Origin of the sequence: Acinetobacter sp. TY1 (assembly GCF_048551395.1) — a bacterium.
Lineage (GTDB): Bacteria > Pseudomonadota > Gammaproteobacteria > Pseudomonadales > Moraxellaceae > Acinetobacter.
The window spans coordinates 53,384-78,452 of record NZ_JBLYZK010000001.1; the positions used below are offsets into that span (position 1 = coordinate 53,384).

The 25,069-nt window shown below is 36.2% G+C and carries 22 protein-coding genes and 2 tRNA genes; 14 read left to right on the plus strand and 10 right to left on the minus strand.

The annotated features are described in order from the left end of the window. Nucleotides 1–29 precede the first annotated feature (29 nt). Nucleotides 30–1,739: a P-loop NTPase fold protein gene (locus tag ACK2M2_RS00200; protein ID WP_419345754.1), complete on the plus strand. Its 1,710-nt coding sequence runs from the start codon at nucleotides 30–32 to the stop codon at nucleotides 1,737–1,739. A gap of 13 nt (nucleotides 1,740–1,752) precedes the next feature. Here ACK2M2_RS00200 and uvrA read toward each other — a convergent pair whose 3' ends face one another. Then, entirely contained in the window at nucleotides 1,753–4,584 is a 2,832-nt protein-coding gene (gene uvrA, locus ACK2M2_RS00205; RefSeq protein WP_409509812.1) for an excinuclease ABC subunit UvrA, read from the minus strand. 260 nt (nucleotides 4,585–4,844) lie between these two features. Between uvrA and ACK2M2_RS00210 the strand changes: the two genes are divergently transcribed. Further along, a complete protein-coding gene (locus ACK2M2_RS00210; protein WP_419345883.1) occupies nucleotides 4,845–5,201 on the plus strand; it encodes a DUF1304 domain-containing protein in 357 nt (118 codons plus the stop codon). Between the two features lie 74 nt (nucleotides 5,202–5,275). On the opposite strand, the gene ACK2M2_RS00215 is transcribed toward ACK2M2_RS00210, so the two are convergent. After that, nucleotides 5,276–5,650: a hypothetical protein gene (locus ACK2M2_RS00215; protein WP_419345755.1), complete on the minus strand. Its 375-nt coding sequence runs from the start codon at nucleotides 5,648–5,650 to the stop codon at nucleotides 5,276–5,278. Between the two features lie 200 nt (nucleotides 5,651–5,850). On the opposite strand from ACK2M2_RS00215, the gene ACK2M2_RS00220 reads away from it, so the two are divergent. After that, a complete protein-coding gene (locus tag ACK2M2_RS00220; protein WP_409509814.1) occupies nucleotides 5,851–6,192 on the plus strand; it encodes a GlpM family protein in 342 nt (113 codons plus the stop codon). Nucleotides 6,193–6,261: 69 nt separating this feature from the next. Further along, nucleotides 6,262–6,546: a YciI family protein gene (locus ACK2M2_RS00225; RefSeq protein WP_419345756.1), complete on the plus strand. Its 285-nt coding sequence runs from the start codon at nucleotides 6,262–6,264 to the stop codon at nucleotides 6,544–6,546. 61 nt (nucleotides 6,547–6,607) lie between these two features. Here ACK2M2_RS00225 and tenA read toward each other — a convergent pair whose 3' ends face one another. Next, nucleotides 6,608–7,279: a thiaminase II gene (gene tenA, locus ACK2M2_RS00230; protein ID WP_419345757.1), complete on the minus strand. Its 672-nt coding sequence runs from the start codon at nucleotides 7,277–7,279 to the stop codon at nucleotides 6,608–6,610. 237 nt (nucleotides 7,280–7,516) lie between these two features. Between tenA and ACK2M2_RS00235 the strand changes: the two genes are divergently transcribed. The 4 genes from ACK2M2_RS00235 to ahpC all read left to right on the plus strand — a co-directional run bounded on the left by ACK2M2_RS00235 (nucleotide 7,517) and on the right by ahpC (nucleotide 11,637). Then, nucleotides 7,517–8,602: a DUF475 domain-containing protein gene (locus ACK2M2_RS00235; protein WP_419345758.1), complete on the plus strand. Its 1,086-nt coding sequence runs from the start codon at nucleotides 7,517–7,519 to the stop codon at nucleotides 8,600–8,602. Nucleotides 8,603–8,740: 138 nt separating this feature from the next. Further along, nucleotides 8,741–10,105: an MFS transporter gene (locus ACK2M2_RS00240; RefSeq protein ID WP_419345759.1), complete on the plus strand. Its 1,365-nt coding sequence runs from the start codon at nucleotides 8,741–8,743 to the stop codon at nucleotides 10,103–10,105. Between the two features lie 51 nt (nucleotides 10,106–10,156). After that, the gene (ssb, locus tag ACK2M2_RS00245) at nucleotides 10,157–10,765 is read left to right on the plus strand and encodes a single-stranded DNA-binding protein (RefSeq protein ID WP_419345760.1); all 609 of its coding nucleotides are present in this window, start codon (nucleotides 10,157–10,159) and stop codon (nucleotides 10,763–10,765) included. Between the two features lie 308 nt (nucleotides 10,766–11,073). Continuing rightward, nucleotides 11,074–11,637 (plus strand): alkyl hydroperoxide reductase subunit C, encoded by a 564-nt coding sequence (gene ahpC / locus ACK2M2_RS00250; RefSeq protein ID WP_419345761.1) that lies wholly within the window; start codon nucleotides 11,074–11,076, stop codon nucleotides 11,635–11,637. 94 nt (nucleotides 11,638–11,731) lie between these two features. On the opposite strand, the gene ACK2M2_RS00255 is transcribed toward ahpC, so the two are convergent. Together ACK2M2_RS00255 and ycaC are read right to left on the minus strand one after the other, a co-directional pair. Next, a complete protein-coding gene (locus ACK2M2_RS00255; RefSeq protein ID WP_419345762.1) occupies nucleotides 11,732–12,655 on the minus strand; it encodes a LysR substrate-binding domain-containing protein in 924 nt (307 codons plus the stop codon). A 158-nt stretch (nucleotides 12,656–12,813) separates the two neighbouring features. Continuing rightward, nucleotides 12,814–13,437 carry an isochorismate family cysteine hydrolase YcaC gene (ycaC, locus tag ACK2M2_RS00260; protein WP_419345763.1) on the minus strand — a complete coding sequence of 208 codons (624 nt, stop codon included), beginning with the start codon at nucleotides 13,435–13,437 and terminating at the stop codon, nucleotides 12,814–12,816. Between the two features lie 307 nt (nucleotides 13,438–13,744). On the opposite strand from ycaC, the gene ACK2M2_RS00265 reads away from it, so the two are divergent. The 3 genes from ACK2M2_RS00265 (at nucleotide 13,745) to ACK2M2_RS00275 (ending at nucleotide 17,737) form a co-directional block, all read left to right on the plus strand. Then, on the plus strand, nucleotides 13,745–14,620 hold the full coding sequence (locus ACK2M2_RS00265) for a pirin family protein (protein WP_419345764.1): 876 nt from the start codon (nucleotides 13,745–13,747) through the stop codon (nucleotides 14,618–14,620). A gap of 910 nt (nucleotides 14,621–15,530) precedes the next feature. Next, nucleotides 15,531–16,832 carry an FAD-dependent oxidoreductase gene (locus ACK2M2_RS00270; protein WP_419345765.1) on the plus strand — a complete coding sequence of 434 codons (1,302 nt, stop codon included), beginning with the start codon at nucleotides 15,531–15,533 and terminating at the stop codon, nucleotides 16,830–16,832. A gap of 95 nt (nucleotides 16,833–16,927) precedes the next feature. Continuing rightward, the gene (locus ACK2M2_RS00275; protein ID WP_419345766.1) at nucleotides 16,928–17,737 is read left to right on the plus strand and encodes an SAM-dependent methyltransferase; all 810 of its coding nucleotides are present in this window, start codon (nucleotides 16,928–16,930) and stop codon (nucleotides 17,735–17,737) included. A gap of 121 nt (nucleotides 17,738–17,858) precedes the next feature. Here ACK2M2_RS00275 and ACK2M2_RS00280 read toward each other — a convergent pair. The 3 genes from ACK2M2_RS00280 to ACK2M2_RS00290 all read right to left on the minus strand — a co-directional run bounded on the left by ACK2M2_RS00280 (nucleotide 17,859) and on the right by ACK2M2_RS00290 (nucleotide 19,176). Beyond that, nucleotides 17,859–17,934: transfer RNA gene (locus ACK2M2_RS00280), tRNA-Thr, on the minus strand. Nucleotides 17,935–18,051: 117 nt separating this feature from the next. After that, nucleotides 18,052–18,567, minus strand: a complete 516-nt coding sequence (locus ACK2M2_RS00285; protein WP_409509826.1) for a tetratricopeptide repeat protein — start codon at nucleotides 18,565–18,567, stop codon at nucleotides 18,052–18,054. Nucleotides 18,568–19,085: 518 nt separating this feature from the next. After that, nucleotides 19,086–19,176 (minus strand) — tRNA-Ser (locus ACK2M2_RS00290). A gap of 121 nt (nucleotides 19,177–19,297) precedes the next feature. Between ACK2M2_RS00290 and ACK2M2_RS00295 the strand changes: the two genes are divergently transcribed. From ACK2M2_RS00295 to ACK2M2_RS00305, 3 genes are all read left to right on the plus strand, one after another. Further along, the gene (locus ACK2M2_RS00295) at nucleotides 19,298–21,178 is read left to right on the plus strand and encodes a potassium transporter Kup (protein WP_409509827.1); all 1,881 of its coding nucleotides are present in this window, start codon (nucleotides 19,298–19,300) and stop codon (nucleotides 21,176–21,178) included. A gap of 323 nt (nucleotides 21,179–21,501) precedes the next feature. Then, nucleotides 21,502–22,605 carry a DNA/RNA non-specific endonuclease gene (locus tag ACK2M2_RS00300; protein ID WP_419345767.1) on the plus strand — a complete coding sequence of 368 codons (1,104 nt, stop codon included), beginning with the start codon at nucleotides 21,502–21,504 and terminating at the stop codon, nucleotides 22,603–22,605. 137 nt (nucleotides 22,606–22,742) lie between these two features. Beyond that, nucleotides 22,743–22,988 (plus strand): hypothetical protein, encoded by a 246-nt coding sequence (locus tag ACK2M2_RS00305; RefSeq protein WP_409509829.1) that lies wholly within the window; start codon nucleotides 22,743–22,745, stop codon nucleotides 22,986–22,988. Between the two features lie 86 nt (nucleotides 22,989–23,074). Here the strand turns inward: ACK2M2_RS00305 and aqpZ are convergent, their stop codons facing one another. Together aqpZ and ACK2M2_RS00315 are read right to left on the minus strand one after the other, a co-directional pair. Beyond that, nucleotides 23,075–23,767, minus strand: coding sequence for an aquaporin Z (gene aqpZ / locus ACK2M2_RS00310; protein ID WP_419345768.1), 693 nt, complete (start codon nucleotides 23,765–23,767; stop codon nucleotides 23,075–23,077). A 99-nt stretch (nucleotides 23,768–23,866) separates the two neighbouring features. After that, a complete protein-coding gene (locus ACK2M2_RS00315) occupies nucleotides 23,867–24,874 on the minus strand; it encodes an AraC family transcriptional regulator ligand-binding domain-containing protein (RefSeq protein ID WP_419345769.1) in 1,008 nt (335 codons plus the stop codon). Nucleotides 24,875–25,069 lie beyond the last annotated feature (195 nt).

Here is a 25,069-nt window from a genome sequence, read left to right on the forward strand (position 1 = left end):
TTTGCTTGTTTGGTGTGATGGATGGGTTTATGGATATTGATACGAAAAAAGAACGTTTAAAAGATTTACTTGAAAAGAATATGCGTGAAGAAAAAGTTGGTATAGCAATTGCGATTACAGGGTCGTGGGGAGTTGGGAAAACTTATTTTTGGAATAAGATTAGAGAAGGTTATAAATTTAAAAATAAATATATTTATGTTTCTTTGTTTGGTTTGGAGTCATTAGGTGATTTAAAAACTCACATATATAGCAATATTGAGAATAATCATTCTTTGATTGAAATTCCTAGATGGATTCGTGGGCTACCTTCCATTTTAAAAGATACAAGGGTTTCACAATTTGGCGTGAATGCATCGGCGAAAGTATTTGATAACTTAATGTTTCACCAAGTTAAAGATGCAATCATTTGCTTTGATGACTTTGAACGGATGTCAAATAAGCTTGATATTAAAGACGTGATGGGTTTGGCAAACCAACTCAAACTAGAAAAGAATTGTCAGATTATTTTGATTTTAGATGAAGATAAAACAGAAGATGAAAATAAGAAAAAATATGCTGAATATAAAGAAAAGTTGATAGATGAAACAATTAAGATTACATCGGTTAAACCTTTGATTCTAGAAAATACAAAAGGCATGGATAAAGACCTAGTTGATTTAATAGTGAAATTTGCTGATGGTTTAGAAATTCATAATTTTCGGTTTTTTCAAAAAATAATAAAACAGTATAAACAGTTTCTAGAACAACTACCTGAAAAAGTTGCTTATTCAACAAAAGAAATTATTTTGGTTCGAATTTTACAAGGTTATTTGATTGAGGATTATGGTCAAAGTTTAAATGTAGGATGGAATGATTTTACACTTCAGACTGCGCTTGATCGAAAACATAAGCCCACAGGTGTTGATCAAAAAAAAATCAATACATTTAAGGTCTTTGAAAAAGTATCTTATAAATTCTCTTTTTTTGATGATCAATGGACACTTGAATTTAGAAAGTGGTTTGAGCAACGAGATCAAGTAGATTTGGAAGTGTTAAAAAAATTAGCTAAATCTGATTTAAATTCAGAAAAAAATAATTTATTGAAAGATTCCTTACAAGATTTAATGAATAAGTGGAGAAATTTAGAGGTTGATGAGGAGTATTGTGAAGAGTTATTAACAGTATCATCAAAATTAATTGGTATTGAAAGTCTAGGATTACTAGAGTTCAGCGCGATATTATTAAAAAAATTTGGAAAACCAAAATCATCGAAATTGTTGAAAAGAGCAATTATTAGTAGTTTAAAAAATGATCTAGAAAACAATGCACTAGAAGTATATGAAAAGCATCTACGGTTTCCTGTACAAAAGGAAACAATTTTTCATCGCTATATAAAAGTATGGAGAGTTAATAATTCATTAAAAGGAATGCCATTACTTTTAGATGTACTAAAAGCAGAATTAAAAGAAGGTATTCAATTACGCTATGCAGAAGAAGCAATTAAAAATGCAGAAGAAAGTGAATGGGAAAATTTCATTTTTAAAGATGCATTAATTGATCCAGAGTTTTGTAAATTAACCCGAGCGGGCTTGATAGATGAGATATTAAAAAATCCAAATTTAAGAAGTACTAGAGGTTCTTCTCTAAAAACTAAAATTAGAAATATATTGGAATTAAGGATGAGTAAGTTTAGTTCGTTAGAGATGAAAGAAAATTATAAATTTGTCATAGAAAATTTTGAAAAAGAAGGGCTCTTATGAGCCCTTTTTTAAATCACTTCAACAACGGCTTTAAAAACTTCGCTGTATGAGAAACTTTAGATTTCACCACTTCTTCAGGTGTACCTTCCGCAATAATCATACCGCCACCTGCACCACCTTCAGGACCTAAATCAATCACCCAATCGGCAGTTTTAATCACATCCAAATTATGCTCAATCACCACAATGGTATTGCCCTTATTACGAAGCTCATGAAGAATATCCAAAAGTTTCGCAATATCATGGAAATGCAAACCTGTTGTCGGTTCATCAAGCACATACAAGGTTTTACCTGTATCACGCTTCGCAAGTTCACGAGCGAGTTTTACACGTTGCGCCTCACCACCTGAAAGCGTCGTCGCAGACTGACCTAAACGGATATAACCCAAACCGACCTGATTCAAGGTTTCTAAACGACGGTGAATGACAGGAATCGCATCAAAGAAATGCATTGCATCTTCAACAGTCATACCTAAAACATCAGAAATGTTTTTGCCTTTATAGCCAACTTCTAAAGTTTCACGGTTATAACGATCACCATGACACGAGTCACATGGCACATACATATCAGGTAAGAAGTGCATAGCCACTTTAATCATGCCGTCACCCTCGCAGGCTTCACAACGACCACCTTTTACGTTAAACGAGAAACGACCCGCAGCATAACCACGTGCTTTGGCTTCAGGTGTTTGAGCAAACAATTCACGAATTGGGGTAAATAAACCTGTATAGGTCGCTGGGTTAGAACGAGGGGTACGTCCAATTGGACTTTGGTCAATATCGACGACTTTATCTAAAAATTGTAGACCATCAATTGAATCGAATTTTTCAGCGGTAAGCGTCGTTGCACCATTCAACTGCGTTGCAGCAAGAGGTAATAATGTACGGTTAATTAAAGTTGATTTTCCTGAACCCGAAACACCAGTTACACATGTCATCACACCCAAAGGAATAGTTAAATCGACATTTTGTAGGTTATGACCTGATGCACCCATCAGCTTAATTTGTTCTTCTGGTTTTGGTGGCTGAGTGCGGACTTTTGGTACGGCAATTTTTAATTTACCTGATAAATATTGTCCTGTAAGAGAATTTTCATTTGCCAAAATTTCATCATATGTTCCTTCGGCAATGACATGCCCGCCGTGAATACCTGCACCTGGACCAATATCAATAATATGATCGGCTGCACGGATGGCATCTTCATCATGTTCAACGACTAAAACGGTATTTCCAAGATCACGTAAACGAACTAAAGTTTCTAATAGACGATCATTATCTCGTTGATGCAAACCGATTGAAGGTTCATCAAGGACATACATGACTCCCATTAAGCCTGCACCAATTTGCGATGCCAAACGAATACGCTGTGCTTCACCACCTGAAAGGGTTTCAGCAGAACGTGACAAACTTAAATAATTCAAACCCACTGATACAAGGAAGTGCAAACGCTCACGGATTTCTTTAAAAATTTTATCGGCGATTTCGCCTTTTGCACCTTCAAGATTTAAATCTTGATAATAATTTTCCGCATCACCAATTGACATTTTTGTTACTTGGGCAATGGTTTTATCCAAAATTTTTACATTACGAGAGATTTCATTCAGACGCGAACCATCGCAGGCATCGCATGCTGCATTCGACAAATATTGTGCTAAATCATCACGAACATAGTTGCTTTCAGTTTCACGGTAGCGGCGTTCTAGGTGTGGCAAAATCCCTTCAAAAGCTTGCACGCGGCTATGTTTACGACCACGTTCATCGACATAACTTAAGTCCACTTTTTCTTTGCCTGTACCATAAAGGAATTTCTTTTTGGTATCGGCATCAAGTTCATTCCATGGCGTATCTAAAGATAACTCAAAGTGCGCAGCGACTTTTTCAATCATGCTGTAATAGTACGGACGCTGTCTGTCCCAACCTCGAATTGCACCTTGATTTAGGCTAAATTCAGGGCTTGGAATGAGTTTGTCGGCACTAAAATGGCTACGTGTACCCAAACCATCACAAACAGGACATGCACCAAATGGATTATTAAATGAAAATAGGCGAGGTTCTAATTCAGCAACAGCTCGGTCACATTTTGGACAGGAATGTTTTGCTGAAAAAACACGATCAGAGTGTTCGCCATTCATCCACGACAATGTTGCAATATCACCGCCTAAACGAAGTGCAGTTTCAAAACTTTCTGCAATACGGTTACCCAAATCATCACGGACTTTAAAGCGGTCTACTACTACTTCAATGGTGTGTTTTTTCTTTTTATCGAGTTCTGGCGGTGTATCAATATCAATGACTTCACCATCGACACGGGCACGAACAAAACCTTGGCTTTGTAATTGTTCAAACAGGTTGGTGTATTCACCTTTACGCTCACGCACGACAGGTGCAAGAAGCATCAATGCTGTGCCTTCCTCTAAGGCTTTTACTGCATCGACCATTTCCGAAACCGTTTGTGCCACCATCGGTAAATCATGTTCAGGGCAGTACGGTGTACCGACACGTGCATAGAGAAGTCGTAAATAGTCATAAATTTCGGTAATTGTTCCTACCGTTGAACGTGGATTATGACTTGTCGATTTTTGCTCAATAGCAATGGCAGGGCTTAAACCTTCAATTGAATCGACTTCAGGTTTTTCCATTTGTGATAGAAATTGACGTGCATATGCTGAAAGTGATTCTACATAGCGTCGCTGACCTTCTGCATATAAAGTATCAAATGCCAGTGATGATTTACCTGAACCTGAAAGTCCCGTAATCACCACAAACTTGTCGCGTGGAATATCAAGGGACACATTTTTTAGGTTATGGGTACGTGCGCCTCGAATACGGATATGACTTTGGCTCATAAAACTTTCTCGAAATTATGCAAATTGAAAACTTGTATATGATAGCGATTTAATTTTGTTCAAGCTGTATTAAATCGTTTTTTAACGACATTTTGTGTCGGGGTGATAATGCTTTAAAAAAAACCCACCAGAATGATGCGTGTAATAGACCAGCAAGTCAGTTTTTTATAGGTAATAATGTATTTTTAAGTCAAACTGGCTTTAAAATAGAGTCTTCAATGTCATCACATTAACGTTATAAAAACAAAGGATCGTACATGATTATTGCAAAATTTTTGATCGCTTTTATTGCTATTCTGCATATTTATTTCCTTATTTTGGAAATGTTTTTGTGGGATAAGCCAATCGGTATGAAAGCCTTTGGTAACAATGCTGAAAAGGCAAAACTGACTAAGGTTTTAGCTCAGAATCAAGGCTTATATAACGGTTTTCTTGCAGCAGGTCTAATTTGGTCTTTATGCGCTACCGCACCGTTTGCCACGCAACTTGCCAATTACTTTTTGGGCTGTGTATTTGTCGCTGGTGTTTATGGTGCAATGACTGCGAGTAAAAAGATTTTATATATTCAGGCATTACCTGCATTGATTGCTTTATTGGCTGTAAACTTTCTAGCTTAATTCTACGTTTTGTAGAGCTGACTGTGTAAATACGAGGAGAACAATCTCCTCGTTATACTGTGAAATGCTTGTGACTAAGATGCGATTGCATAGGATCTTTCAAAAATAGAATTTATATCTTCAAAGCTATGATTTTTCGGTATTTCATGGTGTGTTCGAGCATAGGTATTGATCTCATTTTCAAGTATTTGCAGAAAATCATTATATTTTTCTTCAAAATCAGGAAAATCGAGTAAATCCATTTTTCTCGCAAAATGACATTGATATTTGCCAATGAATTGCAACATTAGTTTTTGAATGGGAGAGTTGGTAAAGTAAATTAAATATGTTGCAGCAGAACCACAGTGTGTACAGCCCTTTTCTAAATAGATTTCTTCACTATTGAGCCAACAGCATTGTAATGTAAAAAATGCACGAATAGCCTCTGTACCTAAATTATCCTGATGCATATTGCCCCCGTAGTATTAAGATTTCCGTTTTCAAACAATTATAAATGATAATTATTCTCATTTATTTTGACATGTTTTTTATGTCCTTGTCTAACCTTTATAATATAAAGATGTTTCAAACGTTTTAAATGACATCTTTTAAAACTAAACAATCAGCGTAAACTCTCATAACTTATTTAGATTCAATCATTGGATTAGACATGCTGTCGTTATTTTTGAAATGTGTCATAGGTGCAGCAGTCGTTCTGCTCATTTCAATTCTTTCAAAAAGTAAGGCATTTTATATTGCAGGTTTAGTTCCACTGTTTCCAACTTTTGCGCTGATTGCACATGTGATTGTGGCACAGGAAAAAGGTGCAGATGCATTAAAACAAACCGCACTGTTCGGTATGTGGTCGCTCATTCCATATTTTATCTATTTATTGATGGTATATTTACTTGCGACAAAATTACCCATGTGGTCATGTTTAGGTGTTGCTACAGCATGTTGGATTATTGCAGCAATCGTTTTAATTTTGGGATGGAATCATTACTTTTCATAAACAGTGTTTGTGATCATTGTATTTATAAAAATGATTGATTATAAAAAGTTGAACTTCTGAGTAATAAATATGTATATCGTTAATTTGAATTATCAAAAAAGTCTGGATGAAGTAGACCTTCTTTTAAAAGCGCATATCGATTGGCTTAAACCATACATTGCCAATGGTACGTTTATTGCTGCAGGTCGAAAAAACCCTATAACAGGTGGTGTATTTTTAGTGAAAGACATGCCTTTGCCTGAAATTGAACAAATTTTACAAAATGATCCGTTTCAGGCAGTAGCAAGTTATGACATCACCCAACTAAATGTCGGACTGACTGCATCTGGTTTTGAGCTTTTAAAAGAGATTTAGACGAGTAATCCCGATTTAAAATGATTGTATTGATGCTTGGTGATTAATGGTTGTGAAGGGATTACTCATCTAAACCTAGCCATTGTCTTTGCTGATAAGCGCCATCCCAAAATAACCATTCAAGTTCAGCACCTTTGGTATATGCTTTGTGCATTTTTTCAATCGTATCTGAATCACAATGCTCAGCAATACGATCAATAGTTGTGAGAACATTTTTCACAGCTTCGTTAAATTCTTCACCTGAATAAGTGTCAACCCAAGCTTGATACGGATTATTTGCAACTGATTGACTGACAATGTCTTTGCCAACTTCTGCATAAATCCAAAAACAAGGCAAGAGTGATGCAAGTACTACAGGGTAGCTTTCAGACCAAGCGGTTGCTGTTAAAAATGACGTGTAATGATGGCAAGCGAGCGTTAAAGGCGTATTTTCAAAGTCTGCTTTGCTAATACCAAAATCTTGCATAAAGCCGTTATGTAAACTACGTTCAACGACAATCGCTTCTTTTGCTCCTTGGGTAAACTGAATAATATCATCTGCATCAAAGGCTTTCGCACCGCATACTGCTAAAGCACGACCGTATGCTACTAAATAATGTGCATCTTGAATGACATAATGACAAAACACCTCTTTGCTCAGTGTGCCTTGAGCCAACTCTTGATTAAAAGGGAGTGCCAATGTTTTTTCATATAATGCGAGATTACGTTGCCATACGTCTTGAGAAAAACTCATATTCAATTTCCGTAAAATAAGGGGTTAAATTTTGCGAATCTCGGGACTATAGCAAGAGTTTTGGGCAGAAGATACTGAGCCATAATGAGATGTATAGGTACGCTAATGCGGTGCTACAAAAAATCATACGAAGAATTTTGGCTTAAATGTGAAAAAGTCGTCATAATTACGCGCAATTATACTTAATCAATTTTAAGTTTTACGCTAGTTCAAATATTCTTTGAAGGTCGATCTATCATGTGGAAACACTTTGGTTTCTCAATCATTTTTACGGTCGTATGTTTAGGTATATCTGCATATTGGGGACTGAATCACGGTCCAAATGCAGGCGTACAAGCTATGCTGACTGCGCTGACCATTACTGCAATTTTGGCAGTGATGGAAGTCTCTTTGTCTTTTGACAATGCTGTTGTAAATGCATCTGTACTACGTAATTGGGATCATTTTTGGAAAATGATCTTTTTAACAGTCGGTATTTTGATTGCTGTTTTTGGTATGCGTTTGGTTTTTCCTGTGGTCATTGTTGCAGTTACCGCAGACATGGGCATGATGGAAGTTGTGCGCATGGCATTGAATAATCCAATCGAATACTCTGCAAAATTAATGGCACATCATGCTGAAATTGCAGCATTTGGTGGTTCATTTTTATTACTGGTATTTTTGAATTTCTTCCTTGACGAAGGTAAAGATACTCATTGGTTTAAATGGTTAGAACATCGTTTAGCAAGTTTAGCAAATGTACCTGCAATGTCAGTCTTCATTGCACTGATTGCTTTGCTGATAATGGCTGCCAATGTTGATGATGCAACACGTTTAGCCGTGACAATGGCGGGTATTTGGGGCATTGTGGTTTATGTAGGTGTTCAAGTCCTCAGTCATATGCTTGGTGGTGAACCTGAAGTCGATGAAGAGGGGAATGCCGTTGGACATGATGCCAATGGTGCGCCTACAGGTGTAATTAAAGCGGGTATTGGTGGCTTTATTTACCTAGAAGTGCTTGATGCATCATTTAGTTTTGATGGTGTAATTGGTGCATTTGCGATTACTTCTGATGTTGTGATCATCATGCTTGGTCTTGCAATTGGTGCAATGTTCGTGCGTTCTATGACTATCTATTTAGTCGAGAAAGGCACTTTGGATGCATACATTTACCTAGAGCATGGTGCACATTACGCGATTGGTGCATTGGCGTTCATTATGCTTGCAAGTGGTACGGGTGTGCATGTACCAGAAGTTGTGACAGGTCTGATTGGTGTCGCATTTATTGTTTGGGCAATTTTTGCATCTATTCAATATAACAAACGGACAGTACAACAGGGTTAATGACCTTTGTAGAAAAACTATGATTAGGGGGATGCATTATTGCATCCTCTTTTTTACGGGTGAAATTGCGACAAAGTCACGCCAATATGCGATGATGTATTTAGAGAGTTGTTTGATTAAATTGAAAAGTTTATAGCTATGATGAATGCCTTAGAACGTCGTTCGACCTTTGCGCTGAGCAGTATTTTTGCTTTACGAATGTTAGGTCTGTTCATGATTATCCCAGTATTTGCAGTGGCGGGGCAGTCATATCAGTATGCAACACCAGCATTGCTTGGATTGGCAGTTGGTGTCTATGGTTTAAGTCAGGCATTGTTACAAATACCTTTTAGTTTACTGGCAGATCGTTTTAGCCGTAAGCCACTGATTATTTTTGGCTTACTGCTGTTTGCACTTGGTGGTGCAGTTGCAGCAATGTCTGAAACGATTTATGGCGTAATCATTGGGCGGGCAATTGCAGGTGCAGGAGCTGTTTCAGCAGTTGTAATGGCACTACTTGCTGATGTTACACGTGAAGAAAACCGTACGAAAGCAATGGCAACCATGGGCATGAGTATAGGTGTGTCTTTTGTGGTGGCATTTAGTCTTGGTCCGTGGTTGACGACTTTGGTCGGAATCTCAGGATTATTCTGGGTGACTACAATCATGGGTTTGCTTGCCATGCTTATGTTATTTATGGTGCCTAAAACCAAACGCCATCATCAAAATTTTAAACATGGTTATGTAAAACAGCTTAAACAAGTACTGAAAATGGGTGATTTAAATCGACTACATGTTTCGGTTTTTTCTCTACATTTATTGCTCACAGCAATGTTTATTTATGTTCCATCGCAGTTAATCGGTTATGCAGGAATCCCATTGTCAAAGCATGGTATTGTGTATTTACCGCTGTTACTCGTCAGCTTATTTTTCGCATTTCCAAGTATTATTTTGGCTGAAAAATATCGGAAAATGCGTGGAATTTTTCTTGTTGCCATTACAGGAATTATCACAGGTTTACTGATTCTAATTTTTGGTTATGAGTCAAAATATATTCTGCTTACAGGTTTAGGTTTATTCTTTATTGCATTCAATGTGATGGAAGCACTTTTACCTTCATGGATTTCAAAAGTAGCACCTATTGAGTCCAAAGCAACTGCAATGGGGGTTAATGCGAGTGCACAATTCCTCGGTGCATTTTTTGGTGGAACATTAGGCGGGCAATTGTTACTTTTGCACAATACAACCATGGGCTGGAGCATTCTTTCTGCGATTGCGATTATTTGGTTATTTATAAGTTTTGGCTTGGAACAACCCCGTTATTTAAGCTCTGTTGTACTTCGTTTACCTGAAGATAAACAAACCGATGATTGGACTTCTCAATTATTGGCAATTCGTGGTATTGAAGAAGTTGTGGTGATGTCAGAACATCAAGTGGCGTATTTAAAGGTCGATAAACAGCAAATTGACGATGCTGCGCGACAACATTTAACGCACTTGTTGGGTAAAGAGGTAGCCATTTAATCATAACTCTTATAAAGTAAAACATAGATTCGAATAGGAAGATTAGAGCAGATGCGCGGCGTAAATAAAGTTATTTTAGTAGGTACTTTGGGTAAAGATCCTGAAACAAAATCGTTTCCAAATGGTGGTTCATTGACACAGTTTTCGATTGCAACAAGCGAATCGTGGACAGACAAAAGTTCGGGCGAAAGAAAAGAACAAACAGAATGGCACCGTATTGTCTTGAATAATCGTTTAGGTGAAATTGCACAGCAATATTTACGTAAAGGTTCAAAGGTTTATATTGAAGGTTCACTTCGTACACGTCAGTGGACAGATCAGAATGGTCAAGAGCGTTATACGACAGAAATTCGTGGTGACCAAATGCAAATGCTAGACAGCCGTCAGCAAGGTGATCAAGGTCAAAATGCTGATAATGGTGGTTATAATCAACCTCGTTTCAATAATAATCAGCAAGGTAGTTATAACAGCAATAACAACCAAGGCGGTGGTTATGGCAATCAGGGGTCTAACCAAGGTGGTTATAACAATCAGAGCAATCAAGGTGGTTATGGTAATGGCGGAAATTCTGTAAACCAAGGTTTTCAATCACCTAAACCTGCTGCTCCATCTGCGCCTGCACAAGCACCTACAGATTTAGATGATGATCTTCCGTTTTGACACCTACTAGAGAGTGTGTTTTGTTAAATTATTTAATATTTTATTGTTTTAAATTAAATACTTAAATAGAAAAATAGCTTCTTTTATTTTGTAAATAAGAGAAGCTATTTTTTTAACTAAAGAAAATGCTAAGTTAAAAGTGAATATATAATTTAATTTGTTGAGGTATTTTTAATGATGTCTATGAAAGTCTAAATCTAAAAAAACGATTATTTTTATAAAAAACTACTGTTTTACCTATTTTGTGTTTTTACGTATTCTGATTTCACCAAATAAGCATTTTCTGAAATGAATTGAAGGAATACCAAATGAGTTTAATGAATACTGAAGTTAAGGCATTTAACGCAACAGCATATAAAAATGGTGAATTTATTGAAGTATCTGAAAAAGATATGTTTGGCAAATGGTCAGTTGTATTTTTCTATCCAGCCGATTTTACCTTTGTATGTCCAACAGAATTGGGTGATTTAGCAGACAACTATGCAGAATTTCAAAGTATGGGTGTAGAAATTTATTCAGTATCTACAGACACACACTTTACGCATAAAGCTTGGCACGATTCTTCGGATGAAATTAAGAAAATTCAATATACGATGGTGGGTGATCCAACGTGGACTTTAGCTAAAAACTTTGATGTTTTAATTGAAGCCGATGGTATGGCGGATCGTGGTACGTTTGTAATTGATCCTGAAGGTAAAATTCAAATTGTAGAAATCAATGCAGGTGGTATTGGTCGTGATGCATCAGAGTTATTGCGTAAAGTGAAAGCAGCACAATATGTCTATGCACATCCAGGTGAAGTTTGTCCTGCAAAATGGAAAGAAGGTGATGCAACACTTGCACCATCAATTGATTTAGTTGGAAAAATATAAATTTTTGATTAAATATATATTTTTAAAAAAACCGAGCAGAATATGCTCGGTTTTTTACTTTAATTTAAATACATTCAATAATTTAAAATTACATTTACATTAAGTAGCCATCATTTTCAGGTGCATAAGCTCGTAAACCTTCAATTAAATGTTCAATTAGTTTTTCCATAACAGGGCGTTGACCTTTACGAGAAGCGTAAACCAATTGAACAGTGCCTATATTTGAACACCAATCGGGGAATAAATGAATCAGTCGACCTGCGAGAATATCATTTTTTACCGTCAAATAAGGCAAATCAGCAATGCCTAAACCATCAAGTACAGCATAGTAGGTACCTGCTAAATCATTACTTTTAATTCGTGGTTGTAGCGGAATATCAATTTCATCTGTATGTGTTAGATTATGTAAATGCCAGTGATACTGTTGTTTGTGCGTACCTAAAACAATACTTGGAAATGCACTGAGTTCAGTAATATGTTTTAGCGTTTTACCTTGTAATAACTCAGGGCTTGCCACTAAACAATGGGTAGTTTTAATGACATCACGAACAATAATACTAGAATCTTCATTGGATGAAAAATTGGTACGAATCGCAAGATCAATATCATCGCGTAAAATATCGATACGGCGGCTCGTTAGTTCAAGCTCGACATTTATTTTTGGATGATTTTTTAAAAATTCATTGAGTAAGGGACGAACTTGATACTCCATCATTACTGCAGGACAGCTAATTTTGATTAAACCTTGCGGATCAATTTTTTGTTTTAGCAATACGCTTTGTGCAACTTCAACTTGTTCAATAATTTTATTACACTCTTCATAAAATTCTTGTCCAAGTGTTGTCACTTTAAAATGTCTTGTAGAGCGTTGAATCAATGTAATATTAAATTTTGCTTCTAAATCTAAAATGCGACGACTTAATTTGGATTTTGTAATATTACTTGCTTCACTCGCAGCACTGAAACCGCCATGTTTGACGACAAGGTAAAAATAATAATAGTCATCAAAAGAATGCATTGATTCACCCGAAACGTTCAGTCAGAGTAAAAATTATATCATTGATGTGAAAATCAGTAGAATTTAGATATTTAAAAATAAAATTGTTTAAAATAATAACAAAAAAGCGATACAAAAATCGCTTTTTTGTTATTCAGTAGAACTGAATACTTTACTGATTATTTTGTTGTATTTTTTACGTAGCTTTGGATTAAGTTACTATAGTCAGGGATATGCGCACCAAATAATGCACCTAAACCTTCGATGTCATTACGCCAGTCACGGTGTAATTCACAAGAAGCACCGAACCAAGTCATCAACTGAGCACCAGCTTGTGACATACGGTCTAATGCAGAATCACGAGTTAATTGGTTGAACGTACCAGAAGCATCCGTTACAACAAACACATCAAAATCTTCAGCAAGTGCAGAAAGAGCTGGGAAAGCAACACAAACTTCAGTTACAACACCAGCAATGATCAACTGTTTTTTCCCCGTTGCTTTAACTGCTTTTACGAAGTCTTCGTTATCCCAAGCATTGATTTGACCAGGACGAGGGATATAAGGTGCATCTGGGAACATTGCTTTAAGTTCAGGAACTAAAGGACCATTTGGACCATCTTCAAAACTTGTTGTTAAAATTGTTGGAAGGTTAAAATATTTCGCCGCAGCAGCAAGTGCTAAAACGTTGTTTTTGAATTTATCAGGATCAATATCACGAACCAGTGAAAGTAAACCAGTTTGATGATCTACTAAAAGAACCACTGCATTATCTTTGTCTAAACGTACGTATGGCTTGCCCATTTTTATTTTCCTTAAATATGCGTCAGGATTATCAAAAAATTTAGAATTCGAAATCAATTTCGAATTTACAACACTTTACTGGTGGATTTTTAGTTCGTTAAGTGTGTATTGTGAGAAAGATAATCCTAAATATAAGACATTATGGGTAATATAATGATTTTTATAAGAAAGAGTTTATTTTATTTAATCTAGCTTCATAATATTCCTATATTTGAGATGAAGAATATTGGTAGCACTATGTTGTGATGATGATAAACGCAATAACATATAACCAAGTTAAATAATTGATCAAATTGGAGCCAAAAAAATGAGAAAAGTAATTGGTGTGTATCGTAATCAAAATATGCATTGGGTTGGCGATGGCTTTCCAGTAAAAAATCTATTCAGCTATGATCGTTTAGGTCAAGCTGTGAGTCCATTTTTATTACTTGATTATGCTGCACCATATCAATTTCAGCCAACAACTGCACAACATGGAGTAGGTTCACATCCACACCGTGGTTTTGAAACTGTGACGATTGCTTATAAAGGTGAAGTTGAGCATAAAGATTCGAGTGGTGGTGGTGGTATCATTAAAACTGGCGATGTACAGTGGATGACAGCAGGTGCAGGCGTTGTACATGAAGAATTTCATTCAAAAGAATTTGCTAAAAAAGGTGGTTTATTTGAAATGGTTCAATTGTGGGTAAATCTGCCTGCAAAAGATAAAATGACACCAGCGCGTTATCAGGCTATTGATAATTCTGATATTCCAGTTGTAAATTTTGCTGATGATGCGGGTCAGATTCGTGTGATTGCGGGAACATTCCATGATGTGAAAGGACCAGCGTCAACATTTAGCTCAATCAATGTATGGGATGGTCAGTTGAAAGCAGAGAAATCTGAACATATTCATGTGCCTATGAGTCACACAGTACTTGTTGTTATACTTGAAGGTGAAATGTTAATTAATGGTACGCAAAAAGTTCAAGATAGTTCAATTGTATTGTTTGAACAAAATGATGATCCAGCGATATTATTGGAAGCAATACAAGATACGAAATTCCTTGTTCTAACAGGTGAGCCACTTAATGAACCTATTCAAGGTTATGGGCCATTTGTCATGAATACCAAAGAAGAAATTGTTGAAGCTTTTAACGATTTTAACAATGGTAAATTTGGTACGATTCCAGTTCAGTCTTAAGCGATTGATACATAAATTGTTTTATACAATATTATCAATAAAAAACGGATCCACAGATCCGCTTTTTATCTATAAAGTATGCTGAAAATTATGCGTAGCTATTCGAAAAAAATTATCTAAAGGCTTATAATAAAAAGGATCTCTAGTCCACACACTAGAGATCCTTTTTGCGCTGTAGTTTCTATTTTATTATTTGCAACTATTATTATTGTTTATTGTTATTATTTGCACACATAGTAATGTTTACATTAATTAGTGTGACATAGTTGTCATTTTGTTGGGTGCATATTAGTGTGTTTCTTCAGCGTTGTAAAGCAAAAGATAATTATTTGTGCATTGATTTATATATGTTTTTTGAAGAGCTCTTTCTTTTTTTGTAAATTTGTATAAAAAATAGACATTAATTTTAATAATCGGTCAAATTTTCATAGATGTACATAGATATGCGTTGAATTTTTGAAAAAGTAAAAATTTTACATAATAAAAAAGGATCTCTAGTGTTTGGACTAGAGATCCTTTTTGCGCTGTAGTTTCTCTTTTACTTATTATTTTGGTCGTATTTTAATTTTTAAATTACATCATCGTATTGTTATTTATTTTGTAATACGTGATATGTTTCACTTTATTGGCTAGCATAATAATGAAGTTAAAAATATTTGTAAATAGTATTTTAAATAAAAAGTAAATTTAATATATTGATTTATATGTTTTAATTTACATAATTTAATTTATTAATTAAAATCGCTCATTTCCTGATGTCGTTAGAGTCACAATGTGAATCTTGAGTAAATCAAATAGTGATATGCAAGGATTGAACAATCAAAAATCTTAAAAACTGGAACTTTTTAATAGCTCTTATTGGATAAGCATCAGTCATAATAAAAAAAATGGTTAATTCTGGATAATAACGTTGAAGATTGCAGTCATCGGTAGTGGCATGGCAGGGCTTGCGACCGCAAGAATTTTGCAAGATGCTGGGCATAATATAACAATTTTTGAAGCATTGTCAGGTAGAGGCATGGACAGTCATAGCCTTGCTTTTGAAGGTGGAATCATTGATGCACCTTTGCGTGTCATGAATCCGCATCTTTGGCAAAATACACTGAGCTTTGCAACGCATTTAGGTATTAAATCCTTCCCTGTACGTACATTTATGACATGCAGTTGGCTATTTGATGACAAAATTGAAACGTGGCTGACCACGAGCCGAACGCGTATTGGTAACTTTCCCATTATTAACAATAAAAAAGGAATTAAGCAGTACGGTTGGCGTTTGGTGAAGGGGATGTTACAACTCAAAACAGCTATTCATCAATTTTTTAAATCTAAAAATCAAGATATTACGCTCGCTGAGTTTATCAATCATAATCAAATTGAAGAAGTCTTTTGGCATGGTGCGGTGATGCCTGTGCTCTATACCATTTGTACTTGTGATCCCAAAACTATTGGTGAATGGCCAGCAAAGCCACTCTTGGTTTTTCTTCGACAGTTGACTGATGGTGATGCATTGCTTCGTTTACATGGCGGAACTGCTGCATTTGTTGATAAGTTGATTGAAGGTATTGATATTCACAGCGATTCTCGAATCACGTTAGTAGAGCAACGTGGTGAGTATGTGCATGTTGAAAATGCACAAGGTGAGCAGTTTGAGTTTGATCGTGTGGTGGTAGCAACACCAACCAATAAGATTGAAAGTTTTCTTAATAATGAACAGTTTGCTGATGATATTGCTTTGCTGAAACAGTTTAAGTTTGAGCAAGGTGAATTGGTCATGCATACCGATGTAACCGTGATGCCGCCAAAACGTAAAGAGTGGGCTGTATTGAGTTATATGATGGATCGTAACTTTACCCGTCAGCAATTTACAGTATGGTTAAATGCAATTGAACCGACTTTGGTTGGAAAATCTCCAGTATTCCAAACATGGCGTCCAGTTACGGCAATTGATCCGAAAAAGATCATTTCTTCAGTGACATTAACACGTGCTGTAGTTGACTCTGTGACAGTTGAACTCAATCATCAATTACAACAACGCCATCAGGCAACAGACCGTAAAGTATTCTACTGTGGTTCGTGGTCATGCGATGGTTTACCAATTTTAGAATCAGCAGTGACTTCTGCGATGCATATAGCAGAAATTTTTGATGCCCCAATCCCTTTTAAAGGTTTAAAGCCAAAAGTGGAAGTTGCCCCTGAACTTGGCTATGCATAATCGCCATTTTCTATATGGCATGTATGATTCAAAAATGGGTGTTAATGATAAACTGTGCTGAGAAAATGAAGTCAAAATAGGCATTTGAGTGATCTATGCGTAAATTCCTTTGGAAAGTCTTCCCTCAGCATAAGTACGCCATCAATGCCCAAATGTTGGGGGATGATGCAACACTTGCTTGGAGTAATCTTGGCTATTGGTCAGACACTCAAGCGAGCTATATACAAGCTGCACAAGCTTTGGCGGATCATCTTGCTCATGCGCTACACTTAAGTCCACACGATCATCTACTCGATTTAGGCTGTGGACAAGGTGCAAGCCTCAAACATTGGATAGAACATTATCATCCTACACGAATAGAAGCGGTTGAACTCCAATCTGCATGCGTTGAATTGATTCAACTACATCTTCCAGATATTCACATCCATCGTTATTCTTTTTTAGATTTAGCACAATTGTATCCAATCAAGCCATTTAGCGTGATCATCTCTATAGATGCCGCATATCATTGTAATTTAGATCAATTACTTCTTTCGATATCGAAGGTACTGGCTGAAAATGGTCGTGTCGGGTTCCATACACTGATGCTGACCGATAAATGGCAACAACTCACAAATTTTCAACGTCTACCTTATCAAACAATGTTGAAATCTGCCGATGTGAATGTACAAGATTTATTATTCAGGCAAGGAATTGAGCAAGCACTCAAAGATCAGAAATTTAAAAATATTCAAATTGAAGACTTATCTCAGTCTGTTTTGGCAGGTTTTGCACATTATATTGATCAGCGAAAACTTAAAACACACAATTTAGATGCATTTAAAATAAAAATGACAGCAAAGCTATGTCAGAAACTGTTTGATGATGGGTTTGTTCGTTATGTACAAATTACAGCAGAAAAATAGGGAGGAAAGAGCTCTAAATTTTTAAAGTCTTGTGAATCATATAATTTTAAAAAATGAATACTTTATCAAAAGCGAATGCCTAGAAACAACAAAGCCTCACTTTAAAAGCGAGGCTAAGATGTGGTGCCGACACACGGATTCGAACTGTGGACCTACTGATTACAAGTCAGTTGCTCTACCAACTGAGCTATGTCGGCGTTGTGTCGTGAATTCTACAGAAAAAAAATGAGAATGCAAGCCAAAAAATATACAAACATTCCACTGAGGATAAAAAAGTTAAAATTAAAGGCTATATTGCTGTTTTATTAATCTTATTAATTCAAATTAGCTTGTGCCATAAGATTACCTTGGTTCGCTGATTTCCTGAACCATTGTGCTGCAAGCACTTGATCTTGTTGTATACCAGTACCTGTACGGTAAGCACTCGCAACTTTGTATTGTGCTTTCGCATGACCGAGTTCAGCAGCTTTTAAATACCATTGGAATGCTTCTTTATCATTCGGAGTCACTGAAATACCACGTTCTGACATTACTGCCAAATGATAAGAGGCGTGTACGTTGTTTTGTTGTGCTGAAGCTTTTAACCAAGTAATTGCTTGCTTACTGTCAGCTTTTACATCATCGCCATTTAAATACATCATGCCAAGATTATATTGTGCTTGAGCATCGCCTTTTTGTGCTGCTGCAAGGTTCCATGCAAATGAATGACAAGTACTCTGCTCAGTTTGTATTGGATTCTTTATTGGTTCTTGAGCAAAGCTTGAGTTTGAGAACACGCTTGCATTTGCAATAACTAAAGCACCAAAAATAAGCAATTGTAAATTTTTCATCTTTTTCTTCTTAATGTGATTTTGTTTGCATTATTATTAACAAAGATCGATTTTGTTGTAAATATAAATTTTGCTTTTTATTTAATTTATTTTAATTGTTGAGTTAAGAGTATGTTTTTTAGTATTAAATTATTTTTAAATATTATTAAGTTTATTTAAATATTTTTTATTTTAATTAATGATAATTTAAGTATTTATTTTACATCATACGTTGTGTTTATATTTAGCTTATTTTCACTTTACTATAAGTACATATTATTAAATAAAGTGAAGTAAAATTTAAAAAAATCCAATCGTGATTAAAAAGTATTCTTTATGTTGAAATTCAAGTTTTAATCTCTTGTCTGTCTTAGATTAATCGACGTTATATGGGAATCAGTATTATAAGAGAGAAATTTATACTCTCAGATATAGCAAGATTGTAATAGACTACATGTAATTGCCTAGATAACAAAAAGGCCTGAACCCTTTAGATTCAAGCCTTTTGTTACTGCTTTGGAGTGCAGTTTCTTGCAATTTGGCGGTGAGAGAGGGATTCGAACCCTCGAAACGCTATAAACGTTTACACACTTTCCAGGCGTGCTCCTTCAGCCACTCGGACACCTCACCAAGGCGACGGATAATAACGAAAAAACTCAGTTATGCCAAGTTGAAACAATTGATTTAAGCAAATTATTTTACTCAGTGATATTATTCGCCAAAACAGCGTTTATTCAACGAAGAATTATCTATGCAAAGTACTGCTAAAAAAGCTGCATTGCCTGCCATTACACTCGCTGCGCTTGGTGTGGTGTTTGGAGATATCGGAACTAGTCCATTGTACGCCCTGCGACAATGCTTTATTTCTGCCCATATTGCGATTAATGAGAGTACCGTACTCGGTATTTTATCGTTAATTTTTTGGTGCATGATGCTCACCATTAGCTTCAAATACATCACTGTCATTATGAAAGCCGATAACAATGGCGAGGGCGGGATTATGTCTTTATTGGCATTGAATCTTCGCTCCACGCGAATTGCGGATAATAAAAAAATCTTTCTGATCGCACTTGGTTTTATAGGCGCTTCACTATTTTTTGGTGATGGTATTATTACCCCTGCGATTTCTGTTATGTCTGCTATTGAAGGGCTGAGTATTGCCACACCAATTTTTAATCAATGGCTGATGCCAATTGCAATTGGTATTTTGACAGGACTGTTTCTTGTACAACGACATGGTACAGGAACGATGGGAAAATTTTTTGGTCCAGTGACACTTGCATGGTTTGTTGCAATTGGCGTGATTGGGCTAAATAGTATTTTTCAGACGCCTTATGTTTTGGCAATGATTAGTCCGCATTGGGCAATTAGCTTTATTTATCATCAACCTTTTGTTGCATTTATTGCGATGGGTGCAGTGATTTTGACCATGACAGGTGGCGAAGCACTCTATGCCGATATGGGCCATTTTGGACGTATACCGATTAAGTTGGCATGGTTCACTGTCGTTCTACCTGCATTATTACTGAACTATGCAGGACAGGGTGCATTGCTCTTACGTGATCCCGCAGCCATTGAAAACCCATTTTATCTTTTGATTCCTGAATGGGCTTTATACCCAATGATTGGCTTGGCGACAGCCGCTGCTGTTATTGCATCACAAGCGGTAATTACGGGTGTATTTTCCATGGCAAATCAGGCGATTCAATTGCGCTATTTGCCTCGTTTAACTGTGCAACATACATCTGATGTTGAACAAGGACAGATTTATCTACCCTTTATCAATTGGGTGTTATATATCTCAATTTTATTGCTGATATTAATCTTTCAAAATAGTGCAAATTTGGCGAGTGCCTATGGTGTTGCGGTTACTATGACCATGCTCTGTGACACCATTTTGATTGCTATTCTAGCCTATGGTTTTTGGCGTTGGCCAAAATGGAAAGTGGCACTATTTGCAATTCCATTTTTGTTGATTGATTTGGTTTTTATTGCATCAACATCATTAAAAATCATATCTGGTGGATGGGTGCCAATTCTGATTGGTGTAATTGCATTCTGTATTTTAATGACATGGAAAGATGGCCGTGAGATTGTATTTAACCGCTTATCCAAAGATTCCTTATCACTTGAACTATTTATTAAAAGCGTCAGTTTAAGTTCTGAAACGATCTTTGTACCAGGTGATGCAATTTTTCTTACAGGCAACCCAAATATTGTGCCACATGCGATGTTGCATAATATTAAGCACAATAAAGTTTTGCATGAACGCAATATGATGGTCACGGTCATTACCCGAGATGTCCCTTATGTGACTAATCAGGAACGAATTCGTGTAGAAGTTTTAGATGATCGATTCCAACGCATCTACGTTTATTATGGATTTAAAGATCAGCCGAATATTCCAGATGCTTTAGAATTGGCATATCAACAGTTAAACATTCGATTTGATATGATGCGAATCAGCTTCTTTATTTCTCGTGATCGCCTGATTCATACGGTAGGTGATGGTATGGCGCCTTGGCGTGAAAAGTTATTTATTTCAATGCAACGAAATACAAGCCCTGTCAGTGATTTCTATCAAATTCCACCAAACCGAGTGGTGGAAATGGGAAGTCAAATCGAAATTTAAAAATATGATTTAAACATATAGATGATAAAGCCAAGTTCGCTTGGCTTTTTTGTGTCTACAAAAATAGGATAAATATTTAAAGTTGAAGTATATGGTGGTTTTTCACATGAAATAATGCATTAAAACGACAATTAATGTCGTCTGGAAGTCTAATAATAAAATGAACTATGCCATAATTTATAAATCTTTATTTGTATTGAAACATCCTATAACTCGGGGAATAAGTAGAAAATGAATAATATTTATTCATTTGAATATTCAGGTGAAAATTTTCTATAAATCACTTTCCTTTTACGATTTTTAATTCAGGATTAGTTGTTAGAATGGCGCGTAAGAAAAGTCGCAAAACATCAGTAATTTCAGGAAGGAATTGGTTGAATAATTCATTGGTTAAAATGGTATTGGGTGTGATTGCAACAGGAAGTTTTGCCTTTGCATTTGGACAAGAAAAAATTGCACAATATATTCCTTTTACAGCATCTGGCAGTTCAGAATGTTTGAAACAATTTTATCGTGAAGAACCGCCATTTTTAGCCAAAGAAAGTTTACAAAAAAATACCTATCCACTGTGTTTTAATGGCTTTAATGTCATGTATTCAGGCATGTCAAAAACACCATTGTGGACTGCTGAGCATTTATCACCACAGCGCTTAAGTCAAAAAATTAAACGTGAAGATAGCTTTCACGAAGAAACACGTGTGAGTGAAAAACATCGTGCATTATTATCCGATTATCGAGCTTCAGGTTATGACCGGGGTCACATGTCGCCAAATGCAGATATGCCTGATAAAGCCTCACAGTATGATAGCTTTTCGTTGGCAAATATGGTGCCGCAAGCGCCAAAAAATAATCAGCAAGTGTGGCGTGAATTAGAAGAAGCAACACGTGCTATTGTCACCAAGCAAAAGCAAGATGTATATGTGATTACGGGACCTGTATTTGCTGCAAAGAAACTCAAAACCATTGGTAATGGGGTCATTGTTCCAACCGCAGTTTTTAAGGCAGTTTATATTCCGAAAGATGGTGTGATTGGGGCATATTACGCACCGAATGATAATTCACTACAAGTTAAAATAGTCAGTATTTGCCAACTTGAAGAACAGTTAGGTATGAACCTCTTTCCACAATTGACGGAAGAGCAGAAGCGTAATACGTATAACCTACCATTTAAAGCAACACAGGTGAAAGCGGGACAGAAAATTGCTTATTCCCATTGGGATGCAAATAGTCAGTGTGCTGAAAATGTTTCCGCAGAGCAGCTAACTGCGCTTAAGAAGCAATTTAAGTCAGGACAGTCGAATACATCGAGTTCAACGACTACACCAACAGAATTGCCAAAAGTGGATCAGCAAACGCAAGATGCTTTGGTTCAACAGTTAAAAGATGCTTTATTGCAGTTTATTTTACAGCTTTTAAATAAACAGTAAGCATATGGTTAGATTAAATAAAATGACGTCTGACCATATATAATTTCTTGGGATAGCAAGCTGAATAAGTTTGAATATTCTAAAAAAACTGACATATACTCAAAGCATAATGATGAAAATAGCTGAGAATAATTTAAATGTTTAAACCTTTTGAAAATGGTACAGAATCACATAGCATTCATGATCTCACTTTAGAAAATGATGTAGATGTGGTTAATCTTTCAGGTAATTTACAGATCACGAAAGATCAGCAAGGGTTAGAGGCTGCAAAGGTATTGCAAGACTATATAAATACTATTGTCAGTGTTTTAGAAGCTCAAATAAATTTGCCAGAAACAATTGATCGACCTGATCTAGGTGAAGTTGAAAATCCATTTTTATAATGCATGATCCTATATATTCGAACATAAAAAGTCCGCATTAGATGCGGACTTTTTATCGTTAACGCTATGAGATGTAACGTAGCATTTTATTTATCTTGACCATTTGCCAAAACTTTATAAATCACTGCACCAATGATCGCACCGATAATTGGTGCAACCCAGAATAACCACAATTGGCTAAGTGCTGCTGTTTCAGCGAAGAAAGCGACAGCAGTACTACGAGCAGGGTTAACAGATGTATTCGTTACAGGAATACTGATTAAGTGAATTAAGGTTAAACCTAGACCAATGGCAATTGGTGCAAAGCCCGCAGGTGCACGTTTGTCTGTAGAACCCATGATGATGATGAGGAATACGGCAGTCAGTACAATTTCAATTATTAATGCTGACATCATTGAGTATTTACCCGGAGATAAGTCGCCAAAACCGTTTGTTGCAAAGCCACCTGTACCTGTGAAGTCAGCTTGACCTTGTACAATCAGATAGAGAACGAATGCAGCTAAAGTACCGCCAATGACTTGTGAAATGATGTAAGGCAAAAGATCTTTTACATCAAAACGACCGCCAACCATTAAGCCGATACTCACAGCAGGATTGAAGTGACCACCTGAAATGTGTCCTAGAGCATAAGCGCCTGTTAAAACAGTCAGACCGAAAGCAAGTGCAACACCTGCAAAGCCAATTCCAAGCTCAGGGAACGCGGCGGCAAGCACAGCACTACCACAACCACCAAAGACAAGCCAAAATGTTCCAATGAATTCAGCAAGATATTTATTCATATTGTTTCCTATTTTTAGATATTTGATATTTATTTTAATCAGGCTTTTTGAAGCACTTTGAAGGTATTTTAATCAATTTTGTTTAAAAATCTATGACAATTATGCATTGATTTGATCTTGTTGCCTCCATTGTAAAGGCGTAACCCCTGTCCATAATTTAAATGCACGTTGAAATGCACTTTGCTCGGAATAGCTCAGGAGTAGTGCAATCTCTTGTAGGCTTAGATGTGGATCGCTTAAATATTGTGTAGCGAGTAGCTTGCGAATATCTTGTACTCGCTGTTGATAAGTGGTGTTTTGTTGTTGTAAATGGCGTTGTAACTGGCGAATGGACATATTAAGTTGTTTTGCAACATCTTCAATTTGATAATTATTTTTCTGTAAACCTATGAGAATAAATTGCTGTAAACGCTCATCTAACTGTGTGCTATTTGGTAGTTTTTCTAATAAAGATGTCGCTTGTTGCATCAAAAGTTTTTGTAAAGTTTGATCGGCATGTTTAATTTCAGTGTTTAAAATATATGGATCAAAAAGCAATTCTGCATAAGGTTGTGAGAATTTGACCTTACAACGGAAGTATTTTTTATAAAAGCTAATATCTTTTGGCGCAGTTTGACAAAAGTGCACTTCATGTAAAAAAATGTCGTCTAGTGACAAAAAATGTCGTAAAAATTGCACCATCAATGCCATCGCAATTTCATCGGTGACTTGTGTAGTCAGATGTTCAGGCAATTTTCCCCAACGGATTGAAATATATTCATTACATCTATTGAGTTGTAGTGGACTGCCATCATAAATCAAGCGATGAAAGTCATGATAACGTGCCAAAGCCTCACCGAGGGTTTCACTCGATTGTGCAATATAAGCAATGATACCCAAGTGTTTAGGTTGAACATGTTCCGCAATTTCTAATCCGAGAGCAGGGCTTTTAATGTCATGACTCATTTGCTTGAGTATGTCCCGCCAAAGTGCAAAATCAAAACGCTCTAAATTTTGAACCTGTTGTAATTGTTCGGAAATGTCTAGTTTTCGGGTCTGACAAAATGCATAAAGCAAGTGCCCCAAACCACCATAGACTGAGCCGGCATAATCCTTTATCCGTTGCATCTTTATGGCCTTTCTTGTTGTAGTGAGAATAAGTTGTCGTATTAAGTCAATATCGCTTGACTATAGAGAATTCAAGCATGATTTCCAAGCCTTTCAGCAGGTGTTGTAGGGTTCTAACCCTCATTTTAAATGAGTTTGAGATTATCTTTTAGAATATTTGAATCAATTTGTCGTAATTTGTCAACGAAACGGTTT

Coding starts and splice junctions, on each gene's coding strand:
- ACK2M2_RS00200 (WP_419345754.1), top strand. CDS start 30: ATGGATATTGATACGAAAAAAGAACGTTTAAAAGATTTACTTGAAAAG.
- uvrA (WP_409509812.1), bottom strand. CDS start 4,584: ATGAGCCAAAGTCATATCCGTATTCGAGGCGCACGTACCCATAACCTA.
- ACK2M2_RS00215 (WP_419345755.1), bottom strand. CDS start 5,650: ATGCATCAGGATAATTTAGGTACAGAGGCTATTCGTGCATTTTTTACA.
- ACK2M2_RS00220 (WP_409509814.1), top strand. CDS start 5,851: ATGCTGTCGTTATTTTTGAAATGTGTCATAGGTGCAGCAGTCGTTCTG.
- ACK2M2_RS00225 (WP_419345756.1), top strand. CDS start 6,262: ATGTATATCGTTAATTTGAATTATCAAAAAAGTCTGGATGAAGTAGAC.
- tenA (WP_419345757.1), bottom strand. CDS start 7,279: ATGAGTTTTTCTCAAGACGTATGGCAACGTAATCTCGCATTATATGAA.
- ACK2M2_RS00235 (WP_419345758.1), top strand. CDS start 7,517: ATGTGGAAACACTTTGGTTTCTCAATCATTTTTACGGTCGTATGTTTA.
- ACK2M2_RS00240 (WP_419345759.1), top strand. CDS start 8,741: ATGATGAATGCCTTAGAACGTCGTTCGACCTTTGCGCTGAGCAGTATT.
- ssb (WP_419345760.1), top strand. CDS start 10,157: ATGCGCGGCGTAAATAAAGTTATTTTAGTAGGTACTTTGGGTAAAGAT.
- ahpC (WP_419345761.1), top strand. CDS start 11,074: ATGAGTTTAATGAATACTGAAGTTAAGGCATTTAACGCAACAGCATAT.
- ACK2M2_RS00255 (WP_419345762.1), bottom strand. CDS start 12,655: ATGCATTCTTTTGATGACTATTATTATTTTTACCTTGTCGTCAAACAT.
- ycaC (WP_419345763.1), bottom strand. CDS start 13,437: ATGGGCAAGCCATACGTACGTTTAGACAAAGATAATGCAGTGGTTCTT.
- ACK2M2_RS00265 (WP_419345764.1), top strand. CDS start 13,745: ATGAGAAAAGTAATTGGTGTGTATCGTAATCAAAATATGCATTGGGTT.
- ACK2M2_RS00275 (WP_419345766.1), top strand. CDS start 16,928: ATGCGTAAATTCCTTTGGAAAGTCTTCCCTCAGCATAAGTACGCCATC.
- ACK2M2_RS00285 (WP_409509826.1), bottom strand. CDS start 18,567: ATGAAAAATTTACAATTGCTTATTTTTGGTGCTTTAGTTATTGCAAAT.
- ACK2M2_RS00295 (WP_409509827.1), top strand. CDS start 19,298: ATGCAAAGTACTGCTAAAAAAGCTGCATTGCCTGCCATTACACTCGCT.
- ACK2M2_RS00300 (WP_419345767.1), top strand. CDS start 21,502: ATGGCGCGTAAGAAAAGTCGCAAAACATCAGTAATTTCAGGAAGGAAT.
- ACK2M2_RS00305 (WP_409509829.1), top strand. CDS start 22,743: ATGTTTAAACCTTTTGAAAATGGTACAGAATCACATAGCATTCATGAT.
- aqpZ (WP_419345768.1), bottom strand. CDS start 23,767: ATGAATAAATATCTTGCTGAATTCATTGGAACATTTTGGCTTGTCTTT.
- ACK2M2_RS00315 (WP_419345769.1), bottom strand. CDS start 24,874: ATGCAACGGATAAAGGATTATGCCGGCTCAGTCTATGGTGGTTTGGGG.